This is a genomic window from Endozoicomonas ascidiicola (genome assembly GCF_001646945.1).
In the GTDB taxonomy this organism is placed as follows: domain Bacteria; phylum Pseudomonadota; class Gammaproteobacteria; order Pseudomonadales; family Endozoicomonadaceae; genus Endozoicomonas; species Endozoicomonas ascidiicola.
This window is the reverse complement of record NZ_LUTV01000006.1, coordinates 371,491-393,096: the sequence shown is the minus strand read 5'-3', so window position 1 is coordinate 393,096 and position 21,606 is coordinate 371,491. Positions and strand designations below refer to the sequence as shown.

23 protein-coding genes are annotated in these 21,606 nt (G+C 47.4%); 11 read left to right on the top strand and 12 right to left on the bottom strand.

Annotated elements, in window-relative coordinates; genetic code table 11:
- Positions 1 to 159 precede the first annotated feature (159 nt).
- A complete protein-coding gene (locus AKL11_RS18610; RefSeq protein ID WP_067520280.1) occupies positions 160 to 795 on the top strand; it encodes a TetR/AcrR family transcriptional regulator in 636 nt (211 codons plus the stop codon).
- On the opposite strand, the gene AKL11_RS18605 is transcribed toward AKL11_RS18610, so the two are convergent.
- The 5 genes from AKL11_RS18605 to AKL11_RS18585 form a co-directional block, all read right to left on the bottom strand.
- A complete protein-coding gene (locus AKL11_RS18605; RefSeq protein ID WP_067520277.1) occupies positions 776 to 1,666 on the bottom strand; it encodes a D-hexose-6-phosphate mutarotase in 891 nt (296 codons plus the stop codon). The genes AKL11_RS18610 and AKL11_RS18605 overlap by 20 nt on opposite strands.
- A 13-nt stretch (positions 1,667 to 1,679) precedes the next feature.
- The gene (artM, locus tag AKL11_RS18600; protein WP_067520275.1) at positions 1,680 to 2,348 is read right to left on the bottom strand and encodes an arginine ABC transporter permease ArtM; all 669 of its coding nucleotides are present in this window, start codon (positions 2,346 to 2,348) and stop codon (positions 1,680 to 1,682) included.
- Positions 2,345 to 2,989 (bottom strand): ABC transporter permease subunit, encoded by a 645-nt coding sequence (locus tag AKL11_RS18595; RefSeq protein ID WP_301335671.1) that lies wholly within the window; start codon positions 2,987 to 2,989, stop codon positions 2,345 to 2,347. Before AKL11_RS18595 ends, artM begins: the two co-directional genes overlap by 4 nt.
- A 343-nt stretch (positions 2,990 to 3,332) precedes the next feature.
- The gene (locus tag AKL11_RS18590) at positions 3,333 to 4,103 is read right to left on the bottom strand and encodes a transporter substrate-binding domain-containing protein (RefSeq protein WP_067520271.1); all 771 of its coding nucleotides are present in this window, start codon (positions 4,101 to 4,103) and stop codon (positions 3,333 to 3,335) included.
- A 136-nt stretch (positions 4,104 to 4,239) separates the two neighbouring features.
- Positions 4,240 to 4,986 (bottom strand): ATP-binding cassette domain-containing protein, encoded by a 747-nt coding sequence (locus tag AKL11_RS18585; RefSeq protein ID WP_067520269.1) that lies wholly within the window; start codon positions 4,984 to 4,986, stop codon positions 4,240 to 4,242.
- Between the two features lie 167 nt (positions 4,987 to 5,153).
- Between AKL11_RS18585 and argR the strand changes: the two genes are divergently transcribed.
- The 6 genes from argR to AKL11_RS18555 all read left to right on the top strand — a co-directional run bounded on the left by argR (position 5,154) and on the right by AKL11_RS18555 (position 9,681).
- Positions 5,154 to 5,612, top strand: a complete 459-nt coding sequence (gene argR / locus AKL11_RS18580; RefSeq protein WP_067520267.1) for a transcriptional regulator ArgR — start codon at positions 5,154 to 5,156, stop codon at positions 5,610 to 5,612.
- Positions 5,613 to 5,633: 21 nt separating this feature from the next.
- On the top strand, positions 5,634 to 6,743 hold the full coding sequence (locus AKL11_RS18575; protein WP_067520265.1) for an MlaE family ABC transporter permease: 1,110 nt from the start codon (positions 5,634 to 5,636) through the stop codon (positions 6,741 to 6,743).
- A 23-nt stretch (positions 6,744 to 6,766) separates the two neighbouring features.
- The gene (locus AKL11_RS18570) at positions 6,767 to 7,579 is read left to right on the top strand and encodes an ABC transporter ATP-binding protein (RefSeq protein ID WP_067520263.1); all 813 of its coding nucleotides are present in this window, start codon (positions 6,767 to 6,769) and stop codon (positions 7,577 to 7,579) included.
- A 6-nt stretch (positions 7,580 to 7,585) separates the two neighbouring features.
- Positions 7,586 to 8,539 (top strand): MlaD family protein, encoded by a 954-nt coding sequence (locus AKL11_RS18565; RefSeq protein WP_067520261.1) that lies wholly within the window; start codon positions 7,586 to 7,588, stop codon positions 8,537 to 8,539.
- The gene (locus AKL11_RS18560) at positions 8,536 to 9,156 is read left to right on the top strand and encodes a PqiC family protein (RefSeq protein WP_067520259.1); all 621 of its coding nucleotides are present in this window, start codon (positions 8,536 to 8,538) and stop codon (positions 9,154 to 9,156) included. Before AKL11_RS18565 ends, AKL11_RS18560 begins: the two co-directional genes overlap by 4 nt.
- Before the next feature lie 117 nt (positions 9,157 to 9,273).
- The gene (locus AKL11_RS18555; protein WP_067520607.1) at positions 9,274 to 9,681 is read left to right on the top strand and encodes a CBS domain-containing protein; all 408 of its coding nucleotides are present in this window, start codon (positions 9,274 to 9,276) and stop codon (positions 9,679 to 9,681) included.
- 37 nt (positions 9,682 to 9,718) lie between these two features.
- Here AKL11_RS18555 and udp read toward each other — a convergent pair whose 3' ends face one another.
- The 3 genes from udp to fkpA all read right to left on the bottom strand — a co-directional run bounded on the left by udp (position 9,719) and on the right by fkpA (position 11,608).
- Positions 9,719 to 10,483 (bottom strand): uridine phosphorylase, encoded by a 765-nt coding sequence (gene udp, locus AKL11_RS18550; RefSeq protein WP_067520257.1) that lies wholly within the window; start codon positions 10,481 to 10,483, stop codon positions 9,719 to 9,721.
- A gap of 150 nt (positions 10,484 to 10,633) precedes the next feature.
- The gene (locus AKL11_RS25720; RefSeq protein WP_172807328.1) at positions 10,634 to 10,807 is read right to left on the bottom strand and encodes a hypothetical protein; all 174 of its coding nucleotides are present in this window, start codon (positions 10,805 to 10,807) and stop codon (positions 10,634 to 10,636) included.
- Between the two features lie 60 nt (positions 10,808 to 10,867).
- Positions 10,868 to 11,608, bottom strand: a complete 741-nt coding sequence (gene fkpA, locus AKL11_RS18545; protein ID WP_067520604.1) for an FKBP-type peptidyl-prolyl cis-trans isomerase — start codon at positions 11,606 to 11,608, stop codon at positions 10,868 to 10,870.
- A gap of 466 nt (positions 11,609 to 12,074) precedes the next feature.
- Between fkpA and AKL11_RS18540 the strand changes: the two genes are divergently transcribed.
- Together AKL11_RS18540 and AKL11_RS18535 are read left to right on the top strand one after the other, a co-directional pair.
- Positions 12,075 to 12,869, top strand: coding sequence for a lytic transglycosylase domain-containing protein (locus tag AKL11_RS18540; protein ID WP_067520255.1), 795 nt, complete (start codon positions 12,075 to 12,077; stop codon positions 12,867 to 12,869).
- Positions 12,870 to 12,947: 78 nt separating this feature from the next.
- Positions 12,948 to 14,252: a dicarboxylate/amino acid:cation symporter gene (locus AKL11_RS18535; RefSeq protein WP_067520253.1), complete on the top strand. Its 1,305-nt coding sequence runs from the start codon at positions 12,948 to 12,950 to the stop codon at positions 14,250 to 14,252.
- A gap of 22 nt (positions 14,253 to 14,274) precedes the next feature.
- On the opposite strand, the gene AKL11_RS18530 is transcribed toward AKL11_RS18535, so the two are convergent.
- The gene (locus AKL11_RS18530) at positions 14,275 to 15,561 is read right to left on the bottom strand and encodes an NADH:flavin oxidoreductase/NADH oxidase family protein (RefSeq protein WP_067520251.1); all 1,287 of its coding nucleotides are present in this window, start codon (positions 15,559 to 15,561) and stop codon (positions 14,275 to 14,277) included.
- A gap of 376 nt (positions 15,562 to 15,937) precedes the next feature.
- Between AKL11_RS18530 and AKL11_RS18525 the strand changes: the two genes are divergently transcribed.
- Positions 15,938 to 17,401 (top strand): amino acid permease, encoded by a 1,464-nt coding sequence (locus AKL11_RS18525; RefSeq protein WP_067520249.1) that lies wholly within the window; start codon positions 15,938 to 15,940, stop codon positions 17,399 to 17,401.
- 33 nt (positions 17,402 to 17,434) lie between these two features.
- Here AKL11_RS18525 and AKL11_RS18520 read toward each other — a convergent pair whose 3' ends face one another.
- The 3 genes from AKL11_RS18520 to AKL11_RS18510 form a co-directional block, all read right to left on the bottom strand.
- Positions 17,435 to 17,635 carry a hypothetical protein gene (locus AKL11_RS18520; RefSeq protein WP_157673658.1) on the bottom strand — a complete coding sequence of 67 codons (201 nt, stop codon included), beginning with the start codon at positions 17,633 to 17,635 and terminating at the stop codon, positions 17,435 to 17,437.
- A 150-nt stretch (positions 17,636 to 17,785) separates the two neighbouring features.
- The gene (locus tag AKL11_RS18515) at positions 17,786 to 19,360 is read right to left on the bottom strand and encodes an AbgT family transporter (protein WP_067520245.1); all 1,575 of its coding nucleotides are present in this window, start codon (positions 19,358 to 19,360) and stop codon (positions 17,786 to 17,788) included.
- A 177-nt stretch (positions 19,361 to 19,537) separates the two neighbouring features.
- Complete coding sequence (locus AKL11_RS18510; protein WP_067520243.1) at positions 19,538 to 20,338, bottom strand: substrate-binding periplasmic protein; 801 nt, start codon at positions 20,336 to 20,338, stop codon at positions 19,538 to 19,540.
- 85 nt (positions 20,339 to 20,423) lie between these two features.
- Here AKL11_RS18510 and AKL11_RS18505 point away from each other — a divergent pair, with 85 nt between their 5' ends.
- A complete protein-coding gene (locus AKL11_RS18505) occupies positions 20,424 to 21,491 on the top strand; it encodes a radical SAM protein (RefSeq protein WP_157673657.1) in 1,068 nt (355 codons plus the stop codon).
- The last annotated feature ends 115 nt before the right edge of the window (positions 21,492 to 21,606 follow it).

Below are 21,606 nucleotides of genomic sequence, written 5' to 3'. Positions count from 1 at the left end.
ACTTAAACGCAACTGAGTTTGGATAACTCATTATAAGTTGCAAGCGTGTACTCGCCCTGTTATTTGTAGAGAATTATTCTTATTTAGGTTATTCGGCATTGCTATCTGAATAATAGATTTGTAACAATCCAGCCTATCGAGATGTGTGAGCCCTGAATTATGGATAAAAAGAACTATCACCATGGAAACCTGAGGCAGAGTTTGGTGCGTGAGGCTACCTGTGTCATTGCTACTGTTGGTGTTGAAGGGTTATCCATGCGTAACCTTGCTGAGCGTGCAGGGGTGTCCAGAACAGCGGCATATCACCATTTCAAAGATAAAAATGCGCTGCTGTGCGCCATAGCAGAGCAGGGTTTTAAAGAATGGGACGTGCATTTCTCTTTGCTGATGTCTGAACAGACAGGTGATATGAGTCTATGGCTTAATACGTTTGTTCAGGCCTATCTGGATTTTTCCCGGGAGCATCAAGAGCAATATGACCTGATGTTTGGGCGCACAATATGGAAAAATGGTGAGCCTACCGAGGCTTTGAAAATTGCTTCGTTTCGGTGCTTTCAAAATTTTGTGGATTTAATCCGGCAGTGGCAAGATAAAGGTCAGGTTGCCAGCCACCTTGACTGCCTTCGTATTGCCCAGGTCAGCTGGAGCACATTGCACGGAATGAGTCGTTTATTGAACGATGGCATCTATCTGGATAAAGGAGCGATCGATGCCATGTCCAAAAGTGCGGTTGAAATGATTCTTTCTGCCTGTGGGACGCAACAGCTGAAACCGTTTACTGCGGCAGAATGCTGATCTCAGTGGTCAGTTGATGAGTTTCTTCAGGTGACAGCAATGTGCCGGATTCAAGGTTATCAGCAAAGTTTGTGGATTCAACGCACACCATTGTCTTGTATCCGTCGTCGTTCATATCCGCCATGCCTTTACTGATCTCATCCCACGGGTTCCAAATAACAGCGGCATTAGAGCCAGTATTGCGAATGGATAATCTTCGCTGATTCCCCTTGTCATGGATAACAATGCTGTCATCCGGAGCGGTATAAACCCGATCAATGGATTGATTGATCAATAAGTCACCTGTGCTTTCGCACTTGTTACCGCTTTGCAGACTGTCGATATAGTCCTTTCCAGCGCCGGTTATGGAGGTCTCTGTGGCTTCTGCAATCTGGAAATAGCTGTGCAGAGCACCGCTCCAGCGCCATGGTGTTGCTCCGGTATTCGTCACTGCCAGTGTGGTTTTTAATGATGCAGAGAGCCTAAACGTCAGTGTGGCACTGAATTCATGGGGCCATATCGCTTTGGTTTGTTCTGATGCGGATAAACCAAGTTTTATAACAATGGCCTCTTCGTTTTCCTGCCAATTCATGAGTTGCCAGGGGCTTATTCGTGCAAAGCCGTGGGATGGTGAGCCAATGGTACCAAACCATGGCCAACATACCGGGATACCACCCCGAATCGCTTTCTCTGGAGAATATATGGCTTTGTCGCTCAGCCAGATAATGTCTTTTTCTCCAGCAGGCTTAAATTGCAGGAGATGACCTCCATGCAAAGAGATAGCCGCTTCACAGAGCGAGCTCTGAATCTTCAGAATCGAGAGGTTGTTGATCGAGTGCCTGGAAATAGAGGGTGACAGGGACTCTTCAAAGTTCAAATCATTAATGAGCACAGAAAATTCTCGTTCAACGGCTGAAAGCCAGTGCTTTATGTTCCATAAAGCGAATCAGTAAGGTCAGCACACCCGTCATGGCCAGATAGATCAGGCCTGTCATGGTGAATACAGTCAGGGTGTCGTACGTTTGGGTGTTCAGTCTTGCCGCATAGCCCATAAGATCCATCAGAGTAATGGTACTGGCCAGAGAAGAACCTTTCATTACCAGAATGATTTCATTGCCGTAAGCCGGTAATGCACGACGGGCGGCGTGGGGAAGTATAACCTTAATCAACGCTTGTCGCTCAGTCATTCCAAGTGCCTGACAGGCTTCCCAGTCGCTGCGCGGCACCGCATCAATCGCGCCTTTAAACAATTGAGTGGAATAGGCGGCGGAGTTGAGTGCCAATGCCAGCATGGCACAGAACCAGGGTTGGCTGAGCAAAGGCCACAGAACGCTGTTTTTGATGGTCTCGAACTGGGCAGGGCCGTAGTAGATTAAAAAGATCTGAATCAGCAGTGGTGTGCCGGTGAACAGCAGAATCTGCAATTTAACCAGCCTGTCCAGAACCCGAACTTTCAGGGAAAGAACAATGGTGAACAGGATAGCCAAGACCAAACCTGTTAACAGGCTGACCACGGTCAATTCCAGAGTGGTGCCCAGACCTTTCAGTAGCTCTGGCAAATAGTCCCAATTCATGGTGTAACCTCCTGCGTCATAACAGGGTGTTGAGAAAATGTGTTCGAGGTGTTGGACGTCAGGTGTCTGTTGGATCGAGCCTGCATTTTTTTCAGAGCGGCTTGACTGACCAGTGTAATCCCCAGATAGATCAATGCGGCAGTGGCATACCAGGTAAATGGCTCATAAGTGCTGGCGGCAGTCATTTTTGCTTGCAGTAAAAGCTCATTAACACCAATGAGCGCAACCAGTGCTGTATCTTTCAATAACACCAGCCATTGGTTGCCAAGGCCGGGCAATGCATAGCGCCAGGTTTGGGGTAGAGTGATTTTGAAAAATGTATGGGGTTTGCTCATGCCCAATGCGATCGCTGCTTCAAGCTGCCCTTTGGGCACTGTAAGGAGCGCTCCCCGAAGTGTCTGGGAAGCATAAGCCGAATAGATGCACGACAAGGCCATAGTACCGGCGAGAAATGGACTGATTTCTACAAACTCGTCGGTCAGTAAGAATATGGCGTGGGTTGATCCAAAATAGACGAAAAAGACCACCAATATTTCTGGTAGACCTCGGAGCAAAGCGATCAGCGTGCTGGTGGCCAGTGCCAGCGGTTTGAAACGGCTTAACTCCGCCAGGGCAAACAGAATGGCCATCAGTATACCCAGAGCTGGGAGCCTGTCGGACTTAGCCGACCGTAGCGAGAAAAAGTCCGGTTTGAGTCAGTTTTTATTCTCATTTGAGGCGAATAGCGAGCTATTCAACGAAAAGGAGCATAAAAAATGGCCAAATCCGGCTTTTTCGCAGTAGGTCAGTGGTAAGTCCGACAGGCTCCTAGAGATGACAGTGCCAGCCCTAGCGTCATCAGGGTTGCTTCGACAAAGAGAGCGGACAGGCTCACAGGGACCTCACAATATCAGGTAATGTGCTCCCATTAGAGAGGCTGTCGCAAAAGGGCTGCGCTCGCTGCCTTTTGTGACACCCTCTGGAATGGGAGCAAGATTCAGATGTTTATTTTGCCGAATTAAAATATTTGGCGTGGAGCTGTTGGTAAATACCATTGGCTTTTACTTCAGTCAGCGTTTTGTTGAGCTTCTCCATCAAAGGATCGTCTTTGCGTGTAGCAATACCCATCCCCATTCCGAAGTAGTCGGCGTCTTTAACTTCTGTACCGACCGTTTTAAATGCGCCTTGTGTTTGCTGTGCCAGCCACTCGCGAGCCACCGCGGTGTCAGCAAAGACGGCATCGATACGCCCGTTGGTCATATCTAACAGTGCATTCTGATAACTGTCGTATGGACGGATTTTCACACCATCTTGTTCCAGCTTATCGATCAGGTAACTTTGGTGGGTGCTGCCATTTTGTACGCCGATGGTTTTATTGTGGAGGTCGGCTTGATTGGTCAACGGCTGTTTGCTGCTTGCAACGAAAATGGCGGAGTTTTCATAATAAGGCTGGCTAAATGACACCTGCTCCAGTCTTGTCGGTGTGATATCCATACCGGAGATCACCGCATCAAACCGACGAAATTTCAGGCCTGGAATTAAGCTATCAAACGGTTGGTTGTTGAACTCACAGTTAGCCTTCAGTTCTGTGCAAATGGCATTGGCCAGTTCTACATCAAACCCATCAAGCTCATTGTTTTCATTGATGAACTCAAAAGGAGGGTAGGTGGCTTCCATACCAAAGCGAATCGTATCCTGAGCTACCGCAAATTTTGAAAAGGTCACTCCGGTGAAGGTAGTGCAGGTTAATAATACGGCGATAGTCGTTTTTCTCATGGTGGCTTTCCTTATTACAGCTTTTGGCAGCATTTTCTGGTTATACCCGTCGCCTTTCAAGTTGCTACTTTGTTGGCTTCACTCGATTGCCGCCGCGTAGCAACATGAAATCCTTTGGGTATATGTGTTTTGTGGTTCAGTGTTGTAAATAGCGTTTGAAAGCTGGGGTTTGAGGCGCGGTGAATCGCTCTGCGGAGCCGTTCTCGACAATTTCACCGTTTTCCATATAGACTACGCGATTAGCGATTTTTCGAGCGAAGTCTACCTCGTGAGTGACCACCACCATGGTGATTCCGGCGCTTTCCAGCTCCTGAATAATGTCGACTACCTGGTTGGTGATGGCAGGATCCAGAGCGGCCGTTGGTTCATCGAACAGCAGCACTTCAGGTGAGAGCATCAGGGCTCGGGCAATGGCGACTCTTTGCTGCTGACCACCGGAAAGTGATGATGGCCATGCATGTGCTTTATCAGGGAGTCCCATCCGTTGCAGCAGGGCATTGGCTTTTTCCAGCGCATCGGTTTTTGACATGCCCTGCTGGATTGGGGCTTCGATAAGATTGTCCAACACGGTCATATGTGGCCAAAGGTGGTATTGCTGAAAGACCATCCCTACTTTGCGTCTTAGTTGGACAGCTTTATGAGAAAGCGTTTTACTTGAGTGAGATGCACTGCCCCGGTGGAAGGAAAATTCCATATTGGCTACGTTGAGAGTGCCATCATCCGGTGTTTCCAAGAGGTTCAGCATGCGCAGCAAGGTGCTTTTACCCGCGCCGCTGGAGCCAAGTAATACGGTGGTTTCACTTTTATGAATGCTGAAGCTGATGTCTTTTAGTACCCGATGGTTCCCAAAGGACTTGTTCAGGCTCTGTACTGCGATGCCCATTGCCGGAATCTACTTAAACGCTGAATTTATGGCTGAATTGTTATCGATTGAGATGGATAAAATCAAGAAAAAAATGAATAACTATTCATTTCGGCTGGTAAATAATATTCACAATAGAGCCGTCAGTCATTATTATTGATGAACATTACACAGGTTGTGTCGCTGATATGAATCATCCAAAACAGGATGCCCTGATTCTGGCTTTTCGCCAGTTGTTGAAAGAAGAACGATGTGGCTCCCAGGGGCAGATTGTTTCCGTCCTGCAGGAGCAGGGCTTTGAAAATATCAGTCAGTCGAAAGTCTCACGAATGTTGAGCCGCTTTGGGGCGGTTCGTGCCCGTAATGCGCTCAATGATCTGGTTTACTGCCTGCCTCCGGAAATGGGCAAACTGGATTCCAGTATTGCCGTTAAAGACCTCGTTGAAGATATTGCCCACAACGAAACGATGATTGTGATCAAAACCAGCCCTGGTGCTGCCCAGATGATTGCACGGTTGCTGGATTCCATTGGCACCAAGGGTGGGATTATGGGTTGTGTTGCCGGAGATGATACGATTCTTGTTGTTCCCACCACCATTCAGGATGTTGATGAGATTACCAGAAACATTTCTGAACTGTTCAGCTGATTATTACAGGTCCCAATAAAAATGAATCAGGCGACACTGACCATTAAACAGCTGTCTGACACTGAGATTGTGGTCACGTTGAATGGCTCATGGACGATAGGGGCGGATATTCCGGGTCAGGATGAGCTTCCCTCAAAACGTACCCATGGGCAGTCTGGTACATTGTTGTTTAAAGCGGGTGATCATTTCTGTTGGGATTCCAGGCTGTTGGCGTACCTAATGGCCTGTCAGGCTAACACCCAGTGTCGCTTTGATTTGTCGGGTCTGCCTGATGATGTCGGTGATCTTTTCAGGCTGGCGAACGCTGTCCCTGCGAACAAAGCCCAGCCAAAAAGAAAACGTTCTCTTGCAGGCACTGCTTCCCAATGGATAACCCATGTGGGTGATGGTGTTATCAACTTTCTCGCCTTTCTTGGTGAGCTTGCATTGACCATGGTTCGCTGGATTGCAGGAAAGGGTTCTGCCCGCTGGCTGGATATTGTCAGTTTTTGTCATCAAGCGGGTCCCTCAGCCATTCCTATTGTTTCTCTGCAGAGTGTTCTTGTCGGCATGATTCTCGCCTATCTCGGGGTGGTTCAGTTGCGGCAGTTCGGTGCTGAAATCTATGTGTCCGATTTAGTGGGCGTTGGTATGGTTCGGGAAATGGGGGCATTGATGACGGCCATTATTATGTCTGGCCGGACCGGTGCCGCCTATGCTGCGCAGCTCGGAACCATGCAGGTTAATGAAGAAATTGATGCCTTGACCACGCTGGGCATAAAACCCATGGATTATCTGGTGCTGCCAAGAACGCTGGCATTGTTATTGATGATGCCATTATTGACGCTCTACAGTAATGTGCTGGGGATGGTGGGCGGTGGTTTGGTCGCCACCAGTATGGACGTCACCTGGCTGATGTATCTGCATCAACTGAGAGAAGCCATTACCTATACGGACATTTTGACCGGGGTGATCAAAAGTGTCGTTTTTGCCTTGCTGATTGCGATGGCCGGGTGTCGTGCAGGTCTGGCCTGCGGTCGTTCTTCCGCCGCTGTGGGGCAGGCCACGACGAATGCAGTGGTTACAGCCATTATTTATCTGGTGGTAGCAGATGCTGGCTTAAACATTCTTTACTTTAAGTTGGGGGTTTAAGCGTGTCGTCATCAGAAAATAATATGATAAACGTGATAGTTGAAGCCCAAAACCTGACCATGACATATGGCAGTAATCTGATTCAGGCCAACTTGAACTTCACGATAAATCGAGGTGATGTGTTTGTCATTATGGGGGGCAGTGGTTGCGGTAAAAGCACCTTGCTCAAACATATGATTGGCCTTTTTCAGCCGGCAGAGGGAGATATTCTGTTTCAGGGGCAAAGTTACTTTTCAGCGACGTCTGAAAAACAGCTAGAAATGCGCAAGCGCTGGGGCGTCACTTATCAGGGGGGCGCGTTGTTCAGTGATAAAACTCTGGCGGAAAATATTGCACTGCCTCTGGAGCAATACACGTCACTGGGGCGACGCAGTATGCGAGAATTAGCTCGTTATAAATTGTCGCTGGTGGGATTGGCGGGTTTTGAAGATTATTACCCATCACAAATCAGTGGTGGTATGGCAAAACGTGCGGGATTGGCCAGAGCCATTGCCCTTGATCCCGAGATTCTTTTCTTTGACGAACCTTCTGCCGGTCTGGACCCTCTCAGTGCTCGTCGACTCGATGAATTAATACTTCAATTACGAGATTCTACTGGCGCCACCATCGTGATTGTGACCCACGAACTGGCCAGTATTTTTGCCATTGGCAATAATGGTGTGTACCTTGATGCCGAAACTAAAACTCAACTGGATACCGGTTCACCATCAGATATGCTAAATCACAGTCAGCACAATACAGTTCGAGCGTTTCTTTCCCGCGGGGAGTACTCGGGTGAGTCTGCCAAAGGTGCAGAGCCTCAACCATTACATGCTGATCGTCGTGCAGGTGTTTAACCGTTGATGAATAAAAAGTCCGTTTCTGTCTCTGTGGGTATCTTTGTTATTGCCATTTTCGCCATGATGATTGGTTTGGCGCTGTTTTTAAACACCGATGGTTTTTCAAAAAAAGAAGTGCAGCGGTATCAAATTCTTTTTGATACGTCGATTAAGGGACTGAATGTGGGCGCTCCCGTCACGCTTCAGGGTGTGAAGCTAGGTGAAGTTGTCAGCATTAATACACGGTTATACAACAATCACCAGAAAGTGCTGAATGTCGTCACCGTCGATATGTATCCCGATGCCATCAGCGAGCAGGGAACCGGTGAGGAGCATGATGTACTGGGGCAGCTAATACGACAGGGGTTGAGTGCTCAGATTGGCCTGCAAAGTCTGTTAACCGGGCTGCTCTATATCGAAGTAGACTTTTTTAACAATAAACCCTTGCTCCAGCCATACAATACCCGTTACCCGCAAATCCCGACGGTTCCTAACGATCTGGATGAATTTTTGGAGCGTTTTCAAAGTATCAATCTGGCAGAAATGGCGGAAAGCCTCAAAGACACTCTGGACAACCTGGAAGCGCTTACCAGTGATGCTCGCATGAATAATTTGATTGAAGATGTGGGCAAGGCGTTTGTCAGTATGGGGGCTATGTCGGAAGAGATGAGTGCGGATATGGCAGGTATTCGCGAAGAATTTGCGTCCATGGCAAAAGATGCCGGTGAGGTCACTACGTTGCTTCAAACCGAGTTGCCAGCAACCACCCGTCAGTTAAACCGGTCGTTGGTTCAGTTGGAGAAAGCCATGGAAGCAGCGCAGGATACGCTCAATCCTGATTCTCCGCTTATGTTCCAGTTGCAACAGAGTGCGACAGACATCAGTCGTGCATCTAGGGCTATGGGTGATTTGGCTAATATGCTGCGCCGTGAACCTGATGCTATTATTTTTGGTCGGTCAGTGGGAGAACCATTGTGAGAGCGCATAATCCGTTGTTGGTTCGCCTGATGCTTATAAAAGTTCTGATGGTTTGTTTTGTTGTGGTGTTGGCGGGGTGCGTTTCTTCAAATCCTGCCTTCCACAACTACAGGCTTATTGCTGACTCAGAACTGAACGTTGTAACAGACATAGATAAACTGCCATTGTCTGTTGGTGTTTTTCCTGTGAGTGTTGCTGGTTGGCTGGACAAAAGGCAGTTGGTCTGGAGCGATGGTGGTGTCAATATTCACAGCTCGACTCTGGATCGCTGGGGTGAGCCATTATCTGAGTTAATGACGCGAGCTATGGCGGAAAACCTGCAAAAAGCTTCCGGAACAGAGGTCTGGATCAGTGCAGGCCCTTGGCTTCGCAAACATCGACCAGAGATGGTTGCCAAGATTGAGGTTCAATCGATTTCTATCGCCGGCGGACAGCTTAACCTTATGGCTGGGTGGACACTGGAGGATATTGAAGGGCAGACAGTTGCCCACAGGCAAGCAGTGTATAACAAGCCATATACAGACACTGAGCCTGATAGCGGTTATGTGGAAACACTCAGTCAGGTGTGGGGGCTGGTAGCAACCGATATTGTTCAAGTGTTAGCTGTGAAACAATGAGCGTGTTGTATTTAATGAATTTTAACTATGGGGGGAAAAGCTAGAAATTATTGGCTGTTTTCTCACTGTTCTCCCATGCTGAATACAGTATTTATGACTGCATTGGAGTGAATGAATATGAACATTGTCAGGGATATTTTACGAAGAAATATTAACCCGCTTTCATCGGACAGCAAACTTGGTGATGCGGTTGATCAGCTGTTGTCTGCTAATGTATCCGGATTGCCTGTGGTGGATGATCATCAACAGTTGGTTGGTTTTTTATCCGAGTTTGATTGCATTCCACATTTGATCAGTGGCTCTTATCATTGCGATAGCCGGTTGCATGTGAAAGATGTGATGCACGAAAGTCCTCTATCGGTGAGCCCGGAAGATTCGATTATTGATATCGCTCAGAAGATGTCTGGCAATAAGCCTAAGGTTTACCCAGTCATTGAGAATGGTCGTTTAATTGGTATTGTTGCCAGGCAGGATATTTTGAGGGCGCTGAATCAGTCTTTGAAAAGTTGTGTTTCTTATGCGTAAAAAGCCTGCGGTGCAGGCTTTTCTGTATAAATGAATGCTATTTCAACAGTGAGCGTGCTGCCGCTACCACGGTATTGATGGCGTTCGGTTCAACACTGGCCAGTCTTTCTGTGTCCGGTATTTCGTTGCAGGTGCGATTAACAATAACACCAGCTACACAAGCCGCTCGAAGACCCATGGTGGCGCACATGGTTAACAAGGTGGCGGATTCCATTTCATAGTTCAGCACACCCATGGATTGCCATTCCTCCATCAAGCCCTGGTACTTCTTTCTGACACGTTTTGTATAGGTGTCGTAACGCTCCTGCCCAGGGTAGAAAGTGTCACTGGACGCCGTAATGCCTGTCCAATAAGTCAAATTATTTTCAATGGCGACATCAACCATTGCTCGAGTGCAGGCAAAGTCAGCCACTGCCGGGTAGCTAAGCGGTGCAAAATGAAGACTGGCGCCGTCTAATCGAACGGAGCCAGTAGTGATGATGACATCACCAACATTGATCTGTGGTTGAATGGCTCCGGTGGTACCGACCCGAAGAAAGGTACGAATTCCAAGCTGGGCGAGTTCTTCCACGGCAATGGATGTAGAAGGACCTCCAATGCCGGTAGAACACACGACCACAGACTTGCCGTCCACTTCCGCTCGCCAGGTAACAAACTCTCTGTGGCTTGCCAGTTTGACAGGGTTGTCCATCAGTTCAGCAATACGTTGAACCCGCTCCGGATCACCAGGAACGATAGCCAGCTCGGCGCCTTTAAGCATTTCGCGATTCAGGCCAAGATGAAACACTTCACTGTCACTCATTGTGCAGCTCCTTTATCAGGGGATGTTTTCCGAATGTATGCATCATCATAGACCTATCGACCGAGTGTTTTTATCGATCCAGATCAATATTTGTTCAGGAGAGGATGAAACGTTTTGAATAAGGATTCGTTATAAGAAATAAAGGGGTGGTTAACTGCAAGACTTGATCAGTCCGGCGACTATCATGACAAAAATGAGAACCATGGCTATGCGCGACAGCTTGCTTTGCTGCTCAGCAGTCATTGGTTTGCCGTGTTTTTCAGTGAGTTTGACGACAACAAACAGGCTGATAAACAGGATGACGAGGATTGATATCAGTTTCATGAGGGTTCTTTACAAAGATTGGGCAAAGCTAAGCGCTTTGCCCAAATCAAGAGTTGAAGCTTATTTGCCTTCAATGCTGATCAGCTCAACATCAAACACCAGAACGGACCCGGCAGGAATAGAGCCTACTTCCTGATCGCCGTAAGCTAGCTCAGCAGGGATGGTCAGGCGGTATTCAGAGCCGACTGGCATCAGAGCCACACCTTCGGTCCAGCCTTTGATCACATTAGCCAGAGGGAAGGTTGCTGGTTGACCGCGCTCTTTACTGCTGTCAAATACAGTGCCGTCGGTCAGCTTGCCGGTGTAATGAACAGTAACGGTGTCTGCGGCAACTGGCTTGGCGCCATCGCCCTGCTTAACCACTTCATACTGAAGGCCAGAATCTGTGACAGTAACGCCTTCTTTCTTGGCATTGTCTTCCAGGTATTTAGCGCCAGATTGCAGAGTTGCCTCACGCTTTTCTTTGGCTTTTTCCTGAACGACTGTGTTCATTTTTTGCTCATGAGCACGAAGGGCTGCACCCATTTCTTCTTCGCTCATCATTTCCTGGCCAGCCAGTGCGTCCAAAAGGCCGGTTTTGACCAGATCACGATCCAGTGCAACGCCCAGCTCATCTTGCTGCTTTAGGGTCTGGCTGGCGAAATTCCCGATGGATGCGCCAATAGCGTAAGCGGCTTTTTGCTCATCGGTCTTCAGTTCTGTTTTGATTTCTGCTTTTGGCGCTTCTTGCGCAGTATCCTGACAGCCCGCTACCAATAACACGGCCGCAGCCAGGGCAGAAATTCTCATAACCTTTTTCATATCAGTTTCCATTGTGTTTGGCCAAAGAATCATATCGGCCAGGACGCACGTGCCCTTATCAGGATTAAAGTTAAAAAGGATCTGCTCAATAATGGCACAGCCTTAGTGGCAGTTGAACCAGAAGCGGCCTTTTTTTTCAAAAAAATCACAATTGGTTAATCTACATGGGGAGCCAAGTTCTTGAAAGTATGGACTATATTAGATTAGCTTCCTGTTTTCAGACATCCCTGATGATGTTGTTCTTAGCAGCCTTTGGTTGTTTTCTTTTATACGCGAGGTTGACTATCTGTTACGGCTAGTGAGTACAGGGCATTCATTGAAAGTCCTGCTGATCCTGATATGTGATGAATGTATACGGGTGTTCCAATGGATACGATCTGTTGGTATTTCAGAGCGGCTGTTTAGCTCAGCAGTGTTGTCTTTCTTTATATATGTCACAAATGGGTGTTGTTCGCAGGTGTATGCCTTGCAGGCTGACCTTTCTGAGAAAAGTCAGTGGCCGAAGAAGATAAGCCGACCGGTTTGTCTTAAAAATCCAGGTGATGGCTGGCAGTCACTTCGCTATGGTTTTGAGCTGGCTGAACATTATGATGCCAAAAGAGTAAAAGATCAGCTGCAAGCCTTTCCTCAATACTACTTCAATAGACACTCCAACAGAATTCAATCCTATCAACAGTTTATTATTTTGAAAGTTCAGGAAAGGGGGCTGCCTTCAGAGTTAGCGCTTTTGCCACTGATCGAGAGCGAATTGAATCTTAATGCGCATTCATCAGCACGGGCAAAAGGGCTATGGCAGTTGATGCCAAGAACGGCCCGAGCCTACGGGTTAGAAGTTTCAACGCTCGATGATGAACGAGTCGATCTCGAAAAATCAACGGCAGCAGCTTTAGATTATATTCAGGATGTTCATGGTAAAACGAATGACTGGCTGTTGACATTTGCGGCCTATAACGCAGGCCTTTACCGGGTTAAAAAGCTGGTAAATCAATCCAAGCAGAATTACACGCTGAATGGCTTCTGGGTGCTGGATCTGCCCGGTGAAACACGACGACATGTTGCTAAGCTGCTGGCGCTAAGTCAAATTGTGCGCAGGCCAGACGACTTTGGTATTCGATTACCAAGAATGCCAATAAAAGACAGTGGTTTATCTTCTGCTAAACTGGGTAGTCATCATCGGGAATGTGCTGTCCCGGCTGTTCACTGTCTGTTCTGTCGATGGGCAGTGTTGTTCATTACCTATGCTTGGTTTCAAGCAATGTAAGAACACTGTTGTTTGGCTCTTATTTAACAAACGTCTGCTTCTGTCTTTTACCCTAAATAGTGTCGTCCTGGTTGTCCTATGATTAAGCGCTGGAGTCAATATTCGCTAACTACAAAAGTGTTGGTTGGCATGGTTGCCGGTTTAGCGACAGGGGTGTTGACTCGAACGTTTCTGAGTGAGAACGTTTTTGTCTCGCAATACGTAACGGATGGCTTGTTTCATATTATTGGGCAGATTTTTATTTCTTCCCTAAAAATGCTGGTTGTACCACTGATATTTACCTCTATTGTCTGTGGTACCAGCTCCCTCTCTGACGCCTCAACGTTGGGGCGACTGGGCTTTAAGACACTGGCTCTTTATCTATTTACCACCGCAGTTGCCATCACCTTAGCCATTGTGTCGGCATTGATTGTTAAGCCGGGTGTGGGGGCAAATCTGGAAGCGGTTTCCAGTTTTTCTGCCAAAGAAGCACCAGCTATCAGTGAAGTGTTAATACACCTGTTTCCTGATAATCCAATAGAAGCCATGGCCAGCGGTAATACATTACAGATCATCGTATTTGCCGTGCTGTTTGGTATTGCCATTGGTGCCGCCGGTGATTCTGGTGACAAGATCGCTCGTTTATTTGATGCGTTGAACGATGTGATGATGAAGTTGGTGGCGCTATTAATGAATGTTGCGCCTTATGGTGTGTTTTGTTTGATGGCCAAGCTGTTTACGACCATTGAACTGTCAGCCATTGTCAGTCTGGCTAAATACTTTACCTTACTGTTGTGTGTTCTGCTGATACATGCACTGGTGACGTATTGTTCTTTATTGAAAATTTTCACGGGACTCAGTCCGAGAACGTTCTTGTCGAAAATGGACGACGCTGCCATGTTTGCATTCAGTACGGCATCCAGTAATGCAACAATCCCCGTGACCATGGAAACAGTGACCTATCGGTTTGGTGTTTCCAATCGAATTGCCTCGTTCACCATCCCTCTGGGCAGTACCATTAATATGGACGGTACAGCCATTATGCAGGGGGTTGCGACGGTCTTTATTGCTCAGGCGTTTGGCATAGAGCTGACGATCAGTGACTATCTTTCCGTCATATTGACTGCCACGCTGGCTTCAATAGGAACGGCAGGTGTACCGGGTGTAGGCATGGTTATGCTGGCGATGGTGTTGAAGCAGGTTGGGCTGCCACTGGAAGGGATCGCCCTGGTGATGGGTGTGGATCGTCTTTTGGATATGGTGAGAACCGCCGTCAATATAACAGGTGACTGTGCAGTCACCTGTATTGTCGCAAAATCAGAAGGTGCGATGGATGTTGATGTCTTTTACGACCCTGAAGCAGGGGTGAAAGAGGAGACCATTGACTTCCATCATATCCGTTAGACATCGTTTGAACGAATTCAAACTACTGTCTATGACGAAGTAATACTTTTTGCTGAGCCATCACTTCTTTTGTGGCAGTGAATACGGATTTATCTTCTTGAGCTGAACCGGTGCGAGCAATCGAGTCGAGCTGAGCGTAATACCAGAACTGTATGGCAAAGCTTGCCATGGCGCGCACTGCATTAAAGCGTTGCAAGAATGACAACCAGCCCGGCAATAGTGCCAAGGCGTCTTCGTATCTAGGAAGCTCAGTTTCCCCTTGCAGTAATCGATAGGGGGCGTCAGTCATAACGCACATAGGACGACCGAGCCCGATCAGGTCTGCGCTGCCTTCGCTCACGACTCGTTCCATCACGCTGCGCTGGCGAAAACCGCCGGTGACCATCAAAGGGATGGATACCTTTTTCTGCATGGCTAAGGCGAAATCCACAAAATACGCTTCTCGCTTTTGTGTGGACTGAGCGACATTTTGTTTTTCTTCTTCCTCCAGGCCTTCAAGACCAAGCAGTTTGGGTTGTTCATAGGTGCCACCGGAGATTTCAATCAGATCGACACTGGCCTCTTCCAGCCATTGGGATACCTGTAAACTGTCTTCAAAGGCAAACCCGCCTTTTTGAAAATCTGCGCTGTTGAGTTTAACCGCCACTGGAAACTCTGGCCCCACCACATCTCTCACGGTTTTGACGATATCCAACAAAAAGCGAGCTCGGTTGCACAGCTCACCGCCGTACTGATCGGTGCGCTGGTTGCTGCGTGGGCTCAGAAATTGTGAAATTAAATAACCATGGGCGCCATGAATTTGCACACCGGTAAATCCAGCATCACGAACCGCACCGGCTGCGATACCAAACCGTTGAACAATGTCTTCTATCTCTGCAATGGTTAACGGAGTTGGTTGACCAAACTGTCCACCGGGTAAGTTGATCTTAATAGCAGAGGGTGCTTTCGGGGTTGGATTGACATTTTTTTGTGTCTGACGACCTGCATGACTGATCTGTGCCCAGAAATGATTGCCATTCGATGTGGCTGCTTTGGCCCAGCTCGCCAGTGCAGTTTTCATTTCTTCATTGGGTTTACGATCAATCACAACGTTACCGGGCCGCTCTAGATGATCTGCATCCACTTGAATGTTGCCGGACAGTAGCATGCCTGCACCGCCTTCTGACCAAGTGCGATACAGCCGGTCTAATTCTGGCGTGGGCAGGCCTTCACTGGTCGCCAAGCCTTCGGTCATAGCAGCTTTGCCGAGACGATTAGGTATTTGTGCGCCACAGGGTAGATCAAGAGGTTGGGCGAGCGGGTTGTTCATGGCTAAATCCTGAGTTCTCATTATTTTAGTCAGGACTTTAAACACGGGGCTTCTTTAATACAAGGCTGCAGATGTTTACCTGTCTTATTCTAAAGCACCAAAAGATTCTGCGATAAACGATAATTGCGAGGATTCTGTTCTTGGATGGAGCGAGTATTGATGTTCATTAAGCTCTTTTCTTTGAGGGGTGTAGCGTAAAGATAGCTGAGAAAACAAACGACTCGATAAGTTTAAAAGAGGTGACTGTTATTCTTAATTTGCCTATTTCTTGAGCATTTTATCTTTAAACGATAGCTATAATTCCCTGTGTCTTTTGTCGTATCCCTACACTTCATCTCATTCCCGCCCAAAATTCAAATCCTTGAGTATTCGATATATGGCTACCGCTTCAAGCTCATCCGAGAAACAATATTCCATCGTTGCCATTGCGTTGATGACTTCTGCAGCTGTCATCAGCCTGAGAGGATTGCCGATGATGGCAAAAGAAGAAATGACCATGTTCTTCTATATAGGTTTTGCCACGTTTCTTTTTTTGATACCGGCAGCATTGGTCGCCGCAGAGTTGGGCAGTGCGTTTTCTGATCACGGTGGTGGCGTTTATACCTGGGTAGAGCAGGCATATGGGCCAAGAGCAGGTTTTGTCGCCATCTGGTTGCAGTGGATTCAAAATGTGGTCTGGTACCCAACAGTCATGTCATTTGCAGCGGCGGGTGTCGCTTATATGCTGGCACGGCCTGACCTTGCCAATGATCAGTATTATATTGGTGTTTTCTGTATTATTTTCTATTGGCTTTCCACTTGGATGACGTTTCAGGGGAGCGCTGTTATTTCGAAGGTGACAGGAGGAAGCTTTCTGATTGGAACGGTGCTGCCGGGTATTGTTGTTATCATTCTCGCACTCTTGTGGATCGAATATGGAGATCCTGTCGCGTTTGAGCACTTAATCACTCAAGATACTGGTCTGGTAAAAGAAGAGGCGGGCAAAGTGCTGCCACGGTTTTGGCCCGAGATTACCAGCTTTGGCAATATAGCCTTTCTAGCGGGCATTATTCTGTTGTTTGCTGGTGTCGAAGTACACGCCGTTCATGCTAATGAGATGAAAAATCCCAAGAAAGAATTTCCCATTGCCATGCTGGTGGCCAGCCTGATTATCTTTTTACTATTTACTTTGGGATCTCTGGCGGTGGCGGCGGTCATACCACCCAATGATATCGATCTGCAGTCAGGTTTAATGGCAGCCAGTCAGGATATGTTAGATAAGCTGGGGCTGGGTGAGTGGAACCGATTATTCTGTCTGCTGCTCGCCTTTGGTGCTCTGGGTGGTGTGATGTCGTGGATCAGTGGACCGAGTAAAGGTTTATTGTGGACGGCCACCAACGGGGAGTTACCACCGGCATTGGCAAAAACGAATGCGGAAGGTATTCCAACCAATATTCTTTTACTTCAGGGTGGCATTGTCACCGTTTTGTCGTGCATCTATTTTGTTTTCAAAAATGTAAGTGTGGCTTTTTTCTTAATCAGCGCAATGACGATCGCTCTGTATCTGATGATGTATATGCTGATGTACGCATCCGCCATTCGCCTCAAATTTACTCAACCAGAACTGGAGCGACCTTATAAGGTGCCCGGCGGTATAGGGGGCATGATTGTTATAGCCGGGCTGGGTTTTCTGGGTGTGTTGTTTGCATTTATTGTGTCCTTCTTTCCGCCAAGTAACCTGCCGATTGGTAGCCCTTCTACCTACGTAGGGATTGTGATTGCGGGAACAGTTGTTTTTCCATCCATCGCTTTCATTATTCATATGATGAAAAAGCCATCCTGGAAATCGTCACAGAATTAAATCATTGGATTGTTTGAATGACCCATGGATGGGTTACAGCCAGTAGAGCAAAGCCATAAAGGCAAAGCCTGGCAGGAAAAAGCCAACCAAGGCACCGGACTCTCGATCACCCCAGCGTTTTTCAGTTACCATACCTGCGTAATGAATGATAATAATCCATGAAATCAGGCAGATAGCTGCAATGATCCAGTTGGTCGTTGTCATGCCATCAATGATTTTCATCAGGTTAAACAAGGGGGAGTCTCCTCTGCATTTTATCAGCTATAGAAGGATAGACTCTTTTTTAGGGCATACGTTCCCTCTTGATGCAGGAGAAATTCAAGGCAAAAAAAAGGGGCCGAAGCCCCTTAAAGAGTGAGTTGATTGTCTTCTATGAGAAAGGTATTACATCGCTGGGTAAGTATAAGACGCTTGAATACCCAGTGGCAGCCCCAGCGCCCAGTAAGACAGCAGGAAAATGGTCCAGCCGATCAGCATGGCGATGGAATAAGGCATCATCATGGAGGCTAGAGAGCCAATGCCGGAATCCTTAACATAGCGCTGGCAATAAACCACCACCAGTGGGAAGAACACCATCAGCGGAGAAATAATGTTAGAAACGGAATCGCCCACACGATAAGCCGCCTGAGACAGTTCAGGAGAAATACCCACGGCCATGAGCATTGGTACCAGAATCGGGCCGATCAGCGCCCATTTCGCAGAAGAAGAACCGATCACCAGGTTGACTGTAGCCGTCAGCAGAATCATACCGATGACTGTGATTTGCCCTGGCAGGTTCATGGATTGCAGAACTTCAGCACCGCTCAGTGCCAGTACGGTACCAAGGTTGGACTGAGTAAAGGCGTAGATGAACTGAGCACAGAAGAAGGCCATAACCAGGTAAGAACCCATGGTAGACATGGTGCTGTTCATAGCAAGAACGGTGTCTTTAGAGGTTTTGAAGTTACCAGAGACCTTACCGTAAACAATGCCCGGGATGATGAACAGAATGAAAATCAGAGGCACGATGGACTGCATCAACGGTGCAGAGAACGCCGTAATTTCACCCGCTGGTGAACGCAGTGGAGAAGTTTCAGGGAAAACTGCAGCAACCAACAGACCGATACCCGCCAGCATGGCCAGGCCAGCCGCATTAAAGGCTTTGCTCTCTTCTGCTGTGAATACGCTAAGGTCTGGTGCTTTCTCAGCGTCTTCGTCCAGAACCGTAGTTGCCTTCAGGCGCGGCTCGATGATTTTGTCGGTGACGTACCAGCCAATAGCAATAATCACGATGCTGGATGCGCCGGTGAAGAACAGGTTAGCCAGAGGATTCATCTGAAAGGCCGGATCAAGGATTCGGGCAGCAGATTGAGTGAAACCCTGCAGCAGCGGATCAATACCGGAAGGAATAAAGTTCGCAGAGAAACCACCGGATACGCCTGCAAAGGCAGCCGCAATACCCGCCAGAGGATGACGACCCGCCGCATGGAAGATGATGCCGCCCAATGGAATAACCAGTACATAACCGGCATCAGCTGCTGTATGACTGACAATGGCCACCAGAATCAGCATCGGAGTCAGAAGAAAAGGTGGCGTCACGCTGAGCATTTTTTTCAGGCCGGTATTAATGAAGCCGGATTTTTCAGCAACACCAATGCCGAGCATGGCAACCAGAACAATACCCAGTGGGGCAAACCCTGTGAAGTTTTTCACCATGCTGGCCAGGAATGTAGCCAGAGCCGAGCCGGTTAATAGATTGTTTACGGCAATGTTTTGACCGGTGGCTGGATGAATCATGTCGAGATCCATCTGAGCCATGAGGGCAGAGAGCACCCAGACAATAATAAGCCCATAAAGGAAGAGCAGTGTTGGGTCTGGTAATTTGTTACCAGCCTTTTCAATGACGTTCAGAAAGCGATCCATCATTTTGGAATTGCCAGCGCTTGAGTCGGGCATCGGTGGGGCTTTGGTCAGGCTCATGACTGTTTTATCCTGCTAATGTGCTTTTTTGATAGTTAGTGTTTGTGTAAAGACTATAAAAATTAAAGGCTTAGCGAGTAATGATGTAGATCAAATAAATATAAGAAGGGTAGGTTGACGGCGGAAAGTCAGAGTTGTTTTCTGGGCTTAGAATGTGAGATGGAGGATTTTTCTGGGCTAGTTGGGGGAGGTGTTGCGTTTTTCGAGACTGAACCCCATCCATTTGTAAAGACTGTCGTTGAATACTTTGTCGGCGTAGCCGGACTCCTGTCGTTCGGTGAGTTTTTTTGAGATTGAGTTTACGGGGAGTGAGCAGCCCATTTCTTTGGAAATAGCGACATAAAGGTCAAAGTTAGAAAGTTCTACCGGCATTTTTTCCAGTTTACCTTCCAGGTCGAGCAGGGAAACAAACAGGTCGCCCTGAATTTGTGGATAAACGGCATAATCAACTCTCCCTACGCTTAGCATTTTTAATCCTTGCTGAGCATTGAAGGTTTTCACGATGAGGAGGTTATCTGCAGCGTATTGGCTGAATGCTTTGCTGAATCGAACATTCCGTGGCGCAACACCCTTCAGGTCGATCATGTCGGACCAGTCACTAATTTTATGTTCTTGATCCCTACGGGTGACGACCATATAGCTTTGGGTATAGATTGGCGGGTATATATAGTAAATGTCGTTCAAGTGATTTTGCTGATAGGGCATTGCAGGGTTAATTTGGATGATTCCCTGACGTAGCTTGTAGGTAACTCTGTTAGCTCCGCCAAAAAAATCATTAATCACGTTGATGCCTTCTTCTTCAAGGATCTCGGTGACCAGATCTGATGCTGCGCCATGAGTGTTTTGGTAATCACCCCAGCTGACGGGAGGGAGGTCTGGATGGCCTGTTAATACAACTTCCTTACAGACATCAGATACTTTAGCAGGCAGCTGTCCGGAAAGTAGAGCAAGGAATACGAATACAGTTATTTTTCGCAAATGCTTGTCCTTTATTGTTCTGTCACTAGTCGATCTAAGTCTCCCAAGCAGGCTCATCATATCAGAAATTATAGAAGTGTGTTGTATGACTATTGAACTACGTTATCTTAAGGATGGTTGTAAAATAAAAGACAGTGATCAATGTATATCGGCGCGAATAAACAGCGAAGGGTACTGGTGTTCGTTCCGGGTGAGAAATAGATTCTACCGGCGTTGTATGGATGGCTCTGTGGTAAAAGGGGCAGAGGCGCTCACGATGTCAGCGGCGCTGGTAAAAAAAGTGCATGAAGAGTTTGAATTGTGGGTTCAAGGTGTTGCCTGTAATGATTTGACCATAAAGGCGAGCCAGGGTTTGACGACTCTGGATTATGAAAATCAAGCCAGGCTTTATCGTGTAGTGTATCCGGAAGAGGTATCCATACTACCGCCAGACCGTTATAGCGATATTGTGTTGATGCCGGCCATTGGTTGCCCTAATCGGCGATGCACCTTCTGTGCTTTTTATAAAGACAAACCCTACAAAATTTTAAGTGAACAGGCTTTCACTGATCACCTGACCGCTGTGAAACAATTGTATAGAGGTAAGGTCTCGTCATCTCCTGGTGTATTTCTCGGCTCAGCTAATGCAATGGCGTTATCGCAAAGGCGTCTGATGTTTTGTCTTGAGGTGATAAAGGAAAAACTGGGTACATTCAAACGAGAGATTGGCTCATTTATAGATCCAGACTTCAGTGCAAAGCGCAGCGCTGAGGATTGGAGTGAATTAAGAGAAGCAGGACTTCGTCATATAGTTGTGGGTCTGGAAACGGGTTGGAGTGAACTGAGAGCCAGCCTGGGTAAGGCGGGAGATTTAACTAAGTGTGTCTCGACTATTAATACTGCCCGAGGGTCTGGTGTTAGCATTGGCCTGACAATATTGGCGGGTGCTGCTCCCAGACAGCAGAGGATGGAAAATCTGAAGCAAACAATGATGACCATCGAAAATCTTGAGCTAACCAGCGAAGACCTCATTTATTTATCACCTCTAAGTAGGGATGGAGTCGTCGTTAAAGGTGCGATAGATGAGCAGAAGGAGATGAAGGAAGTGTTTTCTGCTGTTACTGAAGCCAGGATTATTCCTTACCAGATGAATCGTTTTCAATACTTTATGTAGCTGAAAGTCAGATGTCTTTTAATTGCTCATCAAGGATGTTGACTTCGAACATGAAATGCGTAGAATGCGCTGCTCTTCCACGGACGATCTCCAACGAGAAAGCCAACGTTAACTG